The sequence below is a fragment of the Streptomyces sp. NPDC047002 genome (genome assembly GCF_040704505.1).
Taxonomy (GTDB): Bacteria; Actinomycetota; Actinomycetes; order Streptomycetales; family Streptomycetaceae; genus Streptomyces.
Genome location: NZ_JBEYWC010000001.1, coordinates 538,491 through 550,141, shown reverse-complemented (window position 1 = coordinate 550,141; position 11,651 = coordinate 538,491). Strand labels below are relative to the sequence as shown.

Here is an 11,651-nt window from a genome sequence, read left to right as displayed (position 1 = left end):
CGGCCGGGGGGTGCGGTAGCGTGACCGACGGTGGCGGGTGCGGGTGCAGGGGTGCCACCGCGGGGTCGTGTAAGCGATGGGGTGCATGGTGGCAACGGGCAGGGTCATCCGGTTCGACGCGGTACGCGGCTACGGTTTCGTGGCCCCCGACGGCGGGGGCGAGGACGTGTTCCTGCACGTCAACGACCTCGTCGTGGACAAATCGCTGATCACTCCAGGGGTGTCGGTCGAGTTCGACGTGGAGAACGGCGACAAGGGCCTCAAGGCCGCCAGGGTCGCGGTGGCCGAGGGCGCGAAAAGCGCGCAGCGCCTGCCCGCGGACGACGGGCTCTGCGACATCCTCACCGCCCGCGAGTTCCTCCAGGAGGTCACGGAGGCGCTGCTCAGCTCGGCGCCCGGGATCACCGGAGAGCAGATCGTGCAGATCAGGCGCCACCTCGGGACGCTCGCCGTCAACCACGGCTGGGTCGAGGGATAGCCCCACCGCCGCCGCACTCCGGCGCCCCGCGCCGTACACACCGGCGGGCGGTCCCGGTGTCCCCGGTCCGGCGTGCCGGGTGTTCTACTGGACGCGTTCATCATGGACGCCGGTGGGACACCACCCCGCCGGCCTGGGAGAACGGGGCGGTTCTTGAAGATCCTCATCAGCGCCGACATGGAGGGCGCGACCGGTGTGACCTGGCCCGCCGACGTCCTCCCCGGCACACCGCAGTGGGAGCGCTGCCGGCCGCTGTTCACCTCGGACGTGAACGCCGCTGTGCTCGGCTTCCACGACGGCGGTGCGGACGAGGTCCTCATCAACGAGGCCCACTGGTCGATGCGGAATCTGCTGCTCGAACAGCTCGACGACCGCGCGCAGATGCTCACCGGGCGGCACAAGTCCCTCTCCATGGTCGAGGGCGTCCAGCACGGCGACATCGACGCGATCGCCTTCGTCGGCTACCACACCGCCGCGGGCACCGAGGGCGTCCTCGCCCACACCTACCTCGCCAACTCCATCACCGGTGTCTGGCTCAACGGTGCCAGGGCCGGCGAGGGCCTGCTCAACGCGCACGTCGTCGCCGAGTACGGCGTCCCCGTCGTGCTCGTCACCGGCGACGACCTGACCTGCGCCGACGCCGAGGGCTACGCGCCGCGCGCCCGCAAGGTCGCCGTCAAGGACCACGTGTCGCGCTACGCGGCGGTGTGCCGCACGCCCGCGCGCACCGCGGCCGACATCCGGGCCGCGGCCAAGGAGGCCACCGCCCTGGCCGGCCGGTACGAGCCCGTCGCCGCCGGGCCGCACACCGTGGAGATCGAGTTCGACGCCATGCACCTCGCGGACGCCTCGACCGTCGTGCCCGGGGTCGCCGCGTGCGGCGAGCGCCGCGTCTCCTACACGTCCCCGACGATGTACGAGGCCATCCGCACCTTCAAGGCCGTCACCACGATCGCCTCGTCCGCAGTGGAGGAACAGTATGGCTGAGCAGGCGACCGCCCGGGCGGACGGCGCGATCGACGACCTCGCGCTCGCCGAGGTGACCGCGTTCACCTCGGAGCTCATCCGCATCGACACCACCAACCGGGGCGGCGGCGACTGCCAGGAGCGGCCCGCGGCCGAGTACGCGGCGGAACGCCTCGCCGCGGCAGGCCTCGACCCCGTCGTCCTTGAGCGCACCAAGGGCCGCGGCAACGTCGTCGCGCGCATCCCCGGCACCGACCCCACCGCCGACGCCCTCCTCGTCCACGGCCACCTCGACGTCGTCCCCGCCGAGCCCGCCGACTGGACCGTCCACCCCTTCTCCGGCGAGGTGCGCGACGGTGTGGTGTGGGGGCGCGGCGCCGTCGACATGAAGTACATGGACGCGATGGTCCTCTCCGTCGTACGGGCCTGGGCCCGCGCGGGCGTCCGGCCGCGCCGCGACATCGTCGTCGCCTTCACCGCAGACGAGGAGGCGAGCGCCGAGGACGGTTCGGGCTTCCTCGCCGACCGGCACGCCGACCTGTTCGAGGGGTGCACCGAGGGCATCAGCGAGTCCGGCGCCTACACCTACCACGCGGGCGGCATGGAGCTGTACCCGATCGCGGCGGGGGAGCGGGGCACCGCCTGGCTGCGGCTGACCGCCAAGGGCCGCGCGGGCCACGGCTCCAAGGTCAACCGGGAGAACGCGGTCAGCCGCCTGGCCGCCGCGGTCGCCCGTATCGGCGACCACCGGTGGCCGCTGCGCATCACCCCGACCGTGCGCGCCGCCATCGAGGAACTCGCCGCGCTCCAGGGCGTCGAGACCGGCTTCGACACCCCCGGCTTCGACATGGACGCCCTGCTCGACCGGCTCGGCGACACCCGCTCGCTGGTCGAGGCGACCGTCCGCAACAGCGCCAACCCGACCATGCTGGACGCCGGTTACAAGGTCAACGTGATCCCGGGGAGCGCCACCGCCCGGGTCGACGGCCGGGTCGTGCCCGGCGGCGACGAGGAGTTCGCCGCCACCATGGACCGGCTCACAGGACCCGACGTGGAGTGGGACTTCGAGCACCGCGAGGTCGCCCTCCAGGCGCCCGTCGGCTCGCCGACCTTCGCGAAGCTGCGCGCCGCCGTCGAGCGGTTCGCGCCCGAGGGCCGCACCGTGCCCTTCTGCATGACCGGCGGCACCGACGCGAAGCAGTTCTCCCGGCTCGGCATCACCGGCTACGGCTACGCGCCCCTCAAGCTGCCCAAGGGCTTCGACTACCAGGCGCTGTTCCACGGCGTGGACGAGCGGGTGCCTGTCTCCGCCCTGCACTTCGGCGTCCGCGTGCTCGACCACTACCTCAAGACCGCGTGAAGGAGCCGACCATGGCCCCCGCCCTGCCGTACGGCACCTGGCACTCGCCGATCGACGCCGGGCTCGCCGCCTCCCACGACGGAAGGCCCGAGTACCTCGGCGCCGTCGGCGACGAGGTCTGGTGGACCGCGCCGAGGCCCGCCGAGGGCGGCAGGCGCGCCCTGGTGCGGCGCCGCGCCGACGGCACCGAGGAGTCGGTGCTGCCCGCGCCGTGGAACGTGCGCAGCCGCGTCATCGAGTACGGCGGCCTGCCCTGGGCCGGGGCGCCCCGCGCCGCGGGCGGCCCGCTCGTGGTCTTCGTCCACTTCGCCGACCAGCGCCTCTACGCCTACGAGCCGGACGGCGGCGGCGCGCCACGGCCGCTCACGCCCGTCTCGCGCACCGGTGGCGGGCTGCGCTTCGCCGACCCGCGCCTCCTGCCGGAGCGCGGCCACGTGTGGTGCGTCATGGAGGAGTTCACCGGCGAGGCGCCCACCGACGTGCGCCGCGTCCTCGTCGCCGTGCCGCTCGACGGCTCGGCCGCCGACGACAGGGCGGCGCTGACGGAGCTCTCGGACGGCCGCCACCGCTTCGTCACAGGCCCGCAGCTCTCGCCCGACGGGCGGCGGGCCGCGTGGATCGCCTGGGACCACCCGCGGATGCCCTGGGACGGCACCGAGGTGGTCCTCGCCGACGTGCCCGAGGACGGCGGCCCCTTCACGGGTGCGGCCGCCGTGCTCGGCGGCCCCGACGAGGCCGTCTCGCAGGTCGCCTGGTCGACGGACGGCTCCCTGCTCTACGCCTCGGACCCCGGCGGCTGGTGGGAGCTGCGGCGGGTCGCGGCCGCCGACCTCGGCGACGCGCGCGCCCGCTCCACCGCGCTGCTGCCGGCACGCGCCGAGGAGTTCGCCGGGCCGCTGTGGCGCATCGGCATGCAGTGGTTCCTGCCGCTGGCCGACGGGCGGATCGCCGCCGTCCACGGCACCGGCACCAACACGCTCGGCATCCTCGACCCGGCGGCAGGCACCCTCACCGACGTCGAGGGGCCCTGGACCGAGTGGGCGTCCACGCTGACCGCGCACGGCACGGCCGTCGTCGGACTCGCCGCGGGCCCGCGCACCTCCTACGAGATCGTGGAGGTCGACACCGCCACCCGCGCGGCCCGCGTCATCGGCTCGGCCCACCGCGACGCCGTCGACCCCGCGTACGTCTCCGCGGGCACTGAGCGCGTCTTCACGGGGCCGGGCGGCCGGGAGATCCACGCCCATGTCCACCCGCCGCACCACCCCGAGTCCACCGGGCCCGACGGCGAACTGCCGCCGTACGTCGTCTGGGTGCACGGCGGGCCCACCAGCCGCGCCCCGCTCGTGCTCGACCTGGAGATCGCCTACTTCACCTCGCGCGGCATCGGCGTCGCCGAGGTGAACTACGGGGGCTCGACCGGCTACGGGCGCGCCTACCGCAACCGGCTGCGCGAGCAGTGGGGCGTCGTCGACGTGGAGGACTGCGCGGCCGTCGCCCTCGCGCTCGCCGCCGAGGGCAGCGCCGACCGTGCGCGGCTCGCCGTGCGCGGCGGCAGCGCGGGCGGCTGGACGACCGCGGCGTCCCTGACCTCGCCCACCGCGCGTGACGTGTGGGCCTGCGGCGCCATCAGCTATCCGATCCTGGACCTCGCGGGCTGGGCCGCCGACGAGACCCACGACTTCGAGTCCCGCTACCTGGAGTCGCTGATCGGCCCGTACGCGGAGGTCCCCGAGCGCTACGCCGAGCGGTCGCCGATCAACCTGGTCGGGAACATCAGGGCGCCGTTCCTGCTGCTCCAGGGGCTCGACGACGTCATCTGCCCGCCCGCGCAGTGCGACAGGTTCCTTGCGGCGGTGGCGGGCCGCGGCGTGCCGCACGCGTACCTCTCCTTCGCGGGCGAGGGCCACGGCTTCCGCAGGAAGGACACCATGGTGCGCTGCCTGGAGTCCGAACTCTCGCTCTACGCCCAGACCTTCGGCTTCGAACGCGCCGACGTCCCGCGGCTGGAGCTCGCGCCGTGACCGGGGGCGCCGCAGAGCTGACCCGGCCGACGCGGCTCGCGCCCGGCGGCGGGCGTAGTCGATGGAGACGTCGTCGCGCCCAGCGGGCCCGTGCCCGAGGAGCGGCTGCTCGCCGGGCTCGACGTGCTGCGCGGCTGGGGCTCGAACCGGTCGCGGTCCCGCACGCGCTGGACCGGCACCCCCGCTTCGGCTACCTCGCGGGCCGGGACGCCGACCGGGCAGCCGACCTGACGGCCGCCTGGTGCGACCCGGACATCGCCGCCGTGTTCTGCGCGCGCGGCGGCTACGGCGCGCAGCGCATGGCCGACCTGCTCGACTGGGACGCGATGCGGGCCGCGGCGCCCAAGGTCTTCGTGGGCCTCAGCGACATCACCGCGCTGCACGAGGCGTTCGCCACCCGCCTCGGCGTCGCCACCCTGCACGGGCCGATGACCGCCGCCGGGGTCTTCCTCGACGACAAGGACAGCCAGGAGCACCTGCGGGCCACCCTGTTCGAGCCCGAGACGGTGCGGACGATCGGACTGCCCACCGCGCGCGCCCTGGTGCCCGGCCGCGCCGCAGGCACCACACTCGGCGGCTGCGTCAGCCTCCTCGCCGCCGAACTCGGCACGCCCCGCGCCCGCCGCTCGGCCGCCGGCGGGCTGCTGATGATCGAGGACACCGGCGAGGAGCCGTACCGCCTCGACCGCATCCTCACCCAACTGCTGCGCTCCGGCTGGCTCGAAGGTGTCACGGGCGTCGGCCTCGGCTCCTGGCAGGACTGCGGCCCCTACGAAGAGGTGCGCGCCGTGCTCCTCGACCGCCTCGGGCCGCTCGGGGTGCCGGTCGTGGAGGAGCTGGGGTTCGGGCACGGGCCCACCTCGCTCACCGTGCCGTTCGGCGCGCCCGCCGTCCTGGACGCGGAGCGTGCCGCGCTGGTGCTCGACGAGCCCGCGCTCGCGTGAGCCCCCCGGCGGCGCACCGCGTGCCGCCGGGCGGGCGCACGGGACGCTGTCCGCGCACGTCACAGGGCGTCTACGATGGCGCGATGCCCGACACAAGCACCACCGTGACCAGCGCGCTCGCCCTGGGGGAGCGGACGTTCCTCAGGCCCTACCGGCACGAGGACGCGGACGAGTTCACCGCGGCGGCCCGCGCCAGCAGGGACCTGCACAGGCCCTGGCTGTTCCCGCCCGAGCAGCCCGCCGCCTACAGTGCCTACGTGGGGCGCCTGCTCGCCGAGGCCGACAAGGTGGGCTTCCTCGTCTGCGCCCGCCACGACGGCCGCATCGCCGGGTTCGTCAACATCAACAACATCGTCCAGGGTGCCCTGCGCGGCGGCGCCCTCGGCTACGGCGCGTTCGCGCACGCGGCCGGGCGCGGGCTGATGGGCGAGGGGCTGCGGCTGGTGATGGGCCAGGCGTTCGGGCCGCTCGGCCTGCACCGCCTGGAGGCCGCGGTGCAGCCCGCCAACGCCGCCTCCCTCGCACTGCTGCGCAGGGCCGGCTTCCGCCTCGAAGGCTTCTCGCCCGACTACCTCTTCATCGACGGCGCCTGGCGCGACCACGAACGGTGGGCGATCACCGCGGAGACGGCGACCGACGCCGGGTGAACCGCTCACCGGCGTGTGGGGTGTCTCACAATGAGACGCAGCCGGGCCAGGCGCGGGCGCACACTCCGCCCATGACGTCGCATCTGCACCGCATCCGCCTGCTCGCGGGCTCCGGCGTGGGCCTCGCCCTCTCGGGCCCCGTGCTGGCCCTGGCCGGGCACGGCGCGGCGGCCCGCAGCATCGCGCTCGCGGGCGCCGGCCTGCTCCTGTGGGAGCGCGCCGCGCTCGCCCTCACCCGCTGGTGGACCGCGCGGCCCGCCCCCGCCGACCGGCAGGCCACGCCGCACGGCCCCGCGTCGCCCTGGCGCGGCTGACCCCGCCGGGCGCGACAGGGGGCCGCCCCGCCCCGGTGGAGTCAGCCCGGGGTGCCAGGGCCGCCGATGCTGATCTGGTAGCCGGTGATCTTGCGGTACATCGTGGCCCGGGAGATGCCGAGGGCCTTGGCCGCCTTCGACTTGTCGCCTCCGTTGTCCAGCAGGGCCTGCACGATCATGTCGCGCTCCGTCTGCTCCCACGCCGTCAGCGGGTGCTGCGCGTGCGAGAGCAGCGAGGGCGGCAGGTCGGTCTCCTCGATCCACGGACCCGAGTGGTGCGCCAGCGCATAGCGCAGACTGCCCTCCAACTGGCGCACGTTGCCGGGCCAGTTCGCCCGCGCCAGGGTCCGCAGCGCCTGCTCGGAGCACTGCACGTCGCTGCCCCCGGCGTGCCGCGCGAGCAGCACGGGCACCAGCGGCGCCACATCGTCGGGGCGCAGCCGCAGCGGCGGCAGCGTCGCCTCCGAGAGGAAGTTGCGCGCAGGGCGCGGGTCGGCGCCCGCGGCCTGGTCGCGCGGCGCGGACAGCGCCACCACCCAGCCCGGCCGGTCGGCCGCGGCCCGCAGCAGCCCGTCGAGCGCGGCGACCGCCGTGTCGGGCAGCGCGTCGAGGTGGCGCAGCACCACCGTGTCCGTGCCGTCCGTGTCCAGCGCGCGCGCCACCCCGCGCAGCCACGCGGCCGTGCCGCGGCCCGCCTGCGCGCAGTCGTGCACGGTCAGCCGCCGGCCCGTCAGCTGCTGCCGGTGCACCGCCCGCACCAGCGCGAGCTTGCCGGTGCCCTGCTCGCCCCGCAGCAGGGTCCAGCGGCCCGCTGCGGCCAGCGTCGTCAGCCGGTGCACCACGGAGCGCCACGCCGGGCTGCGCCCCGCCAGACCCGGCAGCCTGACCTGCGGCGGCGCGGTCGGCGCCGCGGCCTCGGGGGCGCGCGCGGGCAGCACCTGGATCTCCACCACGTACCCCGCGTTGCCCCCGGTCCCCGGCGCCTCAACCGGGCGCGCACGCGCCAGCACGCTGCGCCCGTCCTGGAGCTGGAGGTCCGCCGCGCCGCCCCTGGCGAGGCCGGCGGCGCGCTCCCGCAGCAGCCGGTGGTCCGCGGGGCCGAGCAGCTCGGAGGCCGCGGCGTCCGCCATGAAGCAGTCGTCCGCGACCGCGACGAGCAGCCGCCCCGGCCCCCGCCGCCCCGTCACGAACGCGTCGAGCAGCGCACGCTCCCGCAGCGTCGCCAGGTCGAGGAGCCTGCCCTCGATGTCCGCCGCCGCCTCCTCCACGAGCGCCACCATCAGCGGCGACGCCGTCGCCCGCCAGCTCGTCAGGTCGACGAGCCCGATGATGCGCCCGCTCGTCGGATTGCGGATCGGGGCCGCCGCGCACGACACCCGCTGCAACCGCTCGGAGAAGTGCTCGGGGCCGAACACGCAGGCCGTCCTGCCGTCCTCGATCGCGGTGCCGATGCCGTTCGTGCCGACGAACTCCTCCGCGTAACTGAACCCCGGCGCCAGCGAGATCGCGTCCAGGTGACCCGACAGGTCCCGGTTGCCGACCCGCCGCTCCCTGATCCGCGACTTCGCGTCCGTGAGGATCAGCGACATCGGGCTGTCCGCCAGCGTCGCGGCGAGCCGGTCGAGCACCGGCCCGGCCGCCGCGCTCAGCTTGCTGTGCGGGTCGAGGCCAGGATCGTACGGCGTCTCGATACGGTCCGTGTCCACGCCCCACAGCCGCGAGCGCTGCCAGGAGTTGAGAATCGGCGGGCGTACCACCCGCGCAGGCACGGGCTCGCCCCCGAGGAACAGCTCACGCGCCGAGCGCCGGCCGGGTTCGTCCCCGGCTCCGCGCCCACCGTCCGCGACCACGCCGTCACGGCCCATCCGCACACCACCTCACCCGTCGAGCCGCGATGCCTCCCGCTCGACCGGGCCGGCCCGCCCGATCACTCACCGCGACCGCGTTATGACCCGAACGGTAAGGAAAGCAGGGCCCACGCGCCAGAGTCTGGGCGCAGCCAGTGTCTCAACATGAGACGCGCGACCGGCGCGCGGCGGCCCACAGTGGTCCGCGACCCGGTCGCCGGAGGCTGCCGCTGATCGTCGCGGGCAGTGCGCCGCCGCGCCGCTCAGCGGCCCGAGCGCCGGGGACATCGAGCTACTCGGAGGAGAGCACGTGAGCCGACAGAGCCTGAGCAAGGCGCACAAGAAGATCACCGAGCTGTCCTGGGAACCGACCTTCGCCACCCCGGCGGACCGGTTCGCCACCGACTACCGCTTCGACAAGGCGCCCAAGAAGGACCCGCTCAAGCAGGTGCTGCGCTCCTACTTCCCGATGGAGGAGGAGAAGGACAACCGCGTCTACGGCGCCATGGACGGCGCCATCCGCGGCAACATGTTCCGCCAGGTGCAGCAGCGCTGGATGGAATGGCAGAAGCTGTTCCTCTCGATCATCCCCTTCCCGGAGATCTCCGCGGCCCGCGCCATGCCGATGGCGATCGGCGCGGTGCCCAACCCGCAGCTGCACAACGGCCTCGCGGTCCAGATGATCGACGAGGTGCGGCACTCGACGATCCAGATGAACCTCAAGCGCCTGTACATGAACCACTACATCGACCCGGCCGGGTTCGACATCTCGGAGAAGGCGTTCGCGAACTGCTACGCGGGCACCATCGGCCGGCAGTTCGGCGAGGGGTTCATCACCGGCGACGCGATCACCGCAGCCAACGTCTACCTGACGCTGGTGGCCGAGACCGCGTTCACCAACACCCTCTTCGTCGCCATGCCCGCCGAGGCGGCGGCCAACGGCGACTACCTGCTGCCCACCGTGTTCCACTCGGTTCAGTCGGACGAGTCGCGGCACATCTCCAACGGCTACTCGATCCTGCTGATGGCCCTCGCCGACGAGGGCAACAGGCAGCTGCTCGAGCGCGACCTGCGCTACGCCTGGTGGAACAACCACTGCGTGGTGGACGCCGCCATCGGCACGTTCATCGAGTACGGGTCCAAGGACCGCCGCAAGGACCGTGACAGCTACGCGGAGATGTGGCGCCGCTGGATCTACGACGACTACTACCGCTCGTACCTCATCCCGCTGGAGAAGTACGGGCTGAAGATCCCGCACGACCTCGTCGAGGCCGCCTGGGACCGCATCTGGAACAAGGGCTACGTCCACAAGGTCGCCCAGTTCTTCGCCACCGGCTGGCCCGTCAACTTCTGGCGGATCGACGGCATGACGGACGACGACTTCGAGTGGTTCGAGTCCAAGTACCCGGGCTGGTACAACGAGTACGGCCGCTGGTGGGAGGCGTACAACCGGCTGCGCCACCCGAAGGGCAACAAGCCCATCGCGTTCGAGGAGGTCGGGTATCAGTACCCGCACCGCTGCTGGACCTGCATGGTGCCGTGCCTCATCCGCGAGGACATGGTGGTCGACAAGGTCGACGGCCAGTGGCGCACCTACTGCTCGGAGACGTGCGCCTGGACCGACACCACGGCGTTCCGCCCCGAGTACGAGGGCCGCGCGACCCCGTCCATGGGCCGCCTGACCGGCAAGCGCGAGTGGGAGACCGTCTACCACGGCCAGGACCTCGCCGACATCGTCAAGGACCTCGGGTACGTGCGCGACGACGGCAAGACCCTCGTCCCGCAGCCGCACCTGGACCTCGACGACCCGAAGAAGCTGTGGACCCTGGACGACGTCCGCGGCAACACCTTCATCAGCCCGAACGTGTCGCTGAACGAGATGAGCGACGAGGAGCGCGAGGCCCACGTGGCCGACTACCGCTCCCGCTCGAACGTCACTCCGGCCTCGGCCTGACCCGCCCCCTCGGGGCTCCCCGCCGCGCACCCGGCGGGGAGCCCCCCTCCTCCCGCGAAAGGCAGGCTTTCCGTGGGTGACAAGCACCGCGTCCGGTTCGAGCCGGTCGGGATCGAGATCGAGGCCGACGAAGAGGAGACCGTGCTCGACGCGGCGTTCCGCCAGGGCGTCATGCTGATGCACGGCTGCAAGGAAGGCCAGTGCTCGTCCTGCAAGTCCTTCCTCCTCGACGGCGACCAGCAGATGGAGCGGTACTCGACCTTCGCACTCGCCGACTACGAGAGCGAGGAGGGGTACGTCCTGCTCTGCCGGACGCACGCCTATGGCGATCTCGACGTCGAACTCATCAACTACGACGAGGAGATGCTCCTCTCCGGCATCCCCCCGAGGGACGCCGGCGCCCGGGTCGCCGCCGTCGAGGCGATGACCCACGACATCGTCCGCCTCGAACTCGAACTCTCAGGCGACGACGAACTCCCGTACCGGCCCGGCCAGTACATCGACATCCAGGTTCCCGGCACCGAGCACTGGCGGTCCTTCTCCATGGCCGGGCTCCCGCAGGAGGGACCCGGCGGCCGCCTGGAGTTCCTGATCAAGCGCTACCCGGGCGGACTCTTCTCCGGGCTGCTCGACGGCGGCATCGCCGCGGGGGACCGGCTCACCGTCAAGGGGCCCTACGGCTCCTGTGTCATGCGCGACGCCCCCGACCGGGGCATCGTGCTGCTCGCGGGCGGCGCCGGCATGGCGCCGATCCTCGCCCAGCTGCGGGCCCTGGCCGCCGCGGGCTCAGCCCGCCCGGTCCGCTTCTACTACGGCGCCCGCACCGCGGACGACCTCTTCGCCCTCGACGAGATCGCCGGACTCGGCAGCAGGCTCGCGGACTTCGCCTTCATCCCCGCGCTGTCCGAGGAACCGGCGGCGGGGGCGTACGAACACGGGCTGATCACCGACGTGGTGGAAGGCCGGGAGGGCGACCTGGCCGGCTTCGACGCCTACCTGTGCGGGCCGCCCGGGATGTGCGACGCGGCGACCGCCGTACTCACCGCGAAGGGCATGCCGGAGGAGCGGATCTTCCAGGACAGGTTCACCACGTCCACCGACACCTGAGGAGCACAGT

9 protein-coding genes and 1 pseudogene are annotated in these 11,651 nt (G+C 73.5%); 9 read left to right on the top strand and 1 reads right to left on the bottom strand.

The genetic code is table 11. The features are described from left to right. Positions 1 to 85 precede the first annotated feature (85 nt). The 7 genes and pseudogenes from AB0910_RS02430 to AB0910_RS02400 all read left to right on the top strand — a co-directional run bounded on the left by AB0910_RS02430 (position 86) and on the right by AB0910_RS02400 (position 6,733). Positions 86 to 478 (top strand): cold shock domain-containing protein, encoded by a 393-nt coding sequence (locus tag AB0910_RS02430; RefSeq protein ID WP_366742598.1) that lies wholly within the window; start codon positions 86 to 88, stop codon positions 476 to 478. 153 nt (positions 479 to 631) lie between these two features. Further along, a complete protein-coding gene (locus AB0910_RS02425; protein WP_366742597.1) occupies positions 632 to 1,465 on the top strand; it encodes a M55 family metallopeptidase in 834 nt (277 codons plus the stop codon). After that, positions 1,458 to 2,804, top strand: coding sequence for a M20/M25/M40 family metallo-hydrolase (locus tag AB0910_RS02420; protein WP_366742596.1), 1,347 nt, complete (start codon positions 1,458 to 1,460; stop codon positions 2,802 to 2,804). Before AB0910_RS02425 ends, AB0910_RS02420 begins: the two co-directional genes overlap by 8 nt. Before the next feature lie 11 nt (positions 2,805 to 2,815). Then, positions 2,816 to 4,828, top strand: a complete 2,013-nt coding sequence (locus AB0910_RS02415) for a prolyl oligopeptidase family serine peptidase (RefSeq protein WP_366742595.1) — start codon at positions 2,816 to 2,818, stop codon at positions 4,826 to 4,828. Positions 4,829 to 4,845: 17 nt separating this feature from the next. Beyond that, a pseudogene (locus AB0910_RS02410) lies at positions 4,846 to 5,772 on the top strand (LD-carboxypeptidase). Positions 5,773 to 5,855: 83 nt separating this feature from the next. Next, positions 5,856 to 6,419, top strand: a complete 564-nt coding sequence (locus AB0910_RS02405; protein ID WP_366742594.1) for a GNAT family protein — start codon at positions 5,856 to 5,858, stop codon at positions 6,417 to 6,419. A gap of 71 nt (positions 6,420 to 6,490) precedes the next feature. Further along, a complete protein-coding gene (locus AB0910_RS02400; protein ID WP_366742593.1) occupies positions 6,491 to 6,733 on the top strand; it encodes a hypothetical protein in 243 nt (80 codons plus the stop codon). A 41-nt stretch (positions 6,734 to 6,774) separates the two neighbouring features. Here the strand turns inward: AB0910_RS02400 and AB0910_RS02395 are convergent, their stop codons facing one another. Then, the gene (locus AB0910_RS02395; protein ID WP_366742592.1) at positions 6,775 to 8,598 is read right to left on the bottom strand and encodes a helix-turn-helix domain-containing protein; all 1,824 of its coding nucleotides are present in this window, start codon (positions 8,596 to 8,598) and stop codon (positions 6,775 to 6,777) included. A gap of 292 nt (positions 8,599 to 8,890) precedes the next feature. Between AB0910_RS02395 and AB0910_RS02390 the strand changes: the two genes are divergently transcribed. Both AB0910_RS02390 and AB0910_RS02385 read left to right on the top strand, forming a co-directional pair. Beyond that, positions 8,891 to 10,534: a methane monooxygenase gene (locus AB0910_RS02390; protein WP_366742591.1), complete on the top strand. Its 1,644-nt coding sequence runs from the start codon at positions 8,891 to 8,893 to the stop codon at positions 10,532 to 10,534. 72 nt (positions 10,535 to 10,606) lie between these two features. Then, positions 10,607 to 11,641, top strand: coding sequence for a 2Fe-2S iron-sulfur cluster binding domain-containing protein (locus AB0910_RS02385; RefSeq protein ID WP_366742590.1), 1,035 nt, complete (start codon positions 10,607 to 10,609; stop codon positions 11,639 to 11,641). Positions 11,642 to 11,651 lie beyond the last annotated feature (10 nt).

Excerpts from the sequence above, each read along its gene's own strand:
- AB0910_RS02430 (WP_366742598.1), top strand. The coding sequence starts at position 86 with ATGGTGGCAACGGGCAGGGTCATCCGGTTCGACGCGGTACGCGGCTAC.
- AB0910_RS02420 (WP_366742596.1), top strand. The coding sequence starts at position 1,458 with ATGGCTGAGCAGGCGACCGCCCGGGCGGACGGCGCGATCGACGACCTC.
- AB0910_RS02415 (WP_366742595.1), top strand. The coding sequence starts at position 2,816 with ATGGCCCCCGCCCTGCCGTACGGCACCTGGCACTCGCCGATCGACGCC.
- AB0910_RS02405 (WP_366742594.1), top strand. The coding sequence starts at position 5,856 with ATGCCCGACACAAGCACCACCGTGACCAGCGCGCTCGCCCTGGGGGAG.
- AB0910_RS02400 (WP_366742593.1), top strand. The coding sequence starts at position 6,491 with ATGACGTCGCATCTGCACCGCATCCGCCTGCTCGCGGGCTCCGGCGTG.
- AB0910_RS02395 (WP_366742592.1), bottom strand. The coding sequence starts at position 8,598 with ATGGGCCGTGACGGCGTGGTCGCGGACGGTGGGCGCGGAGCCGGGGAC.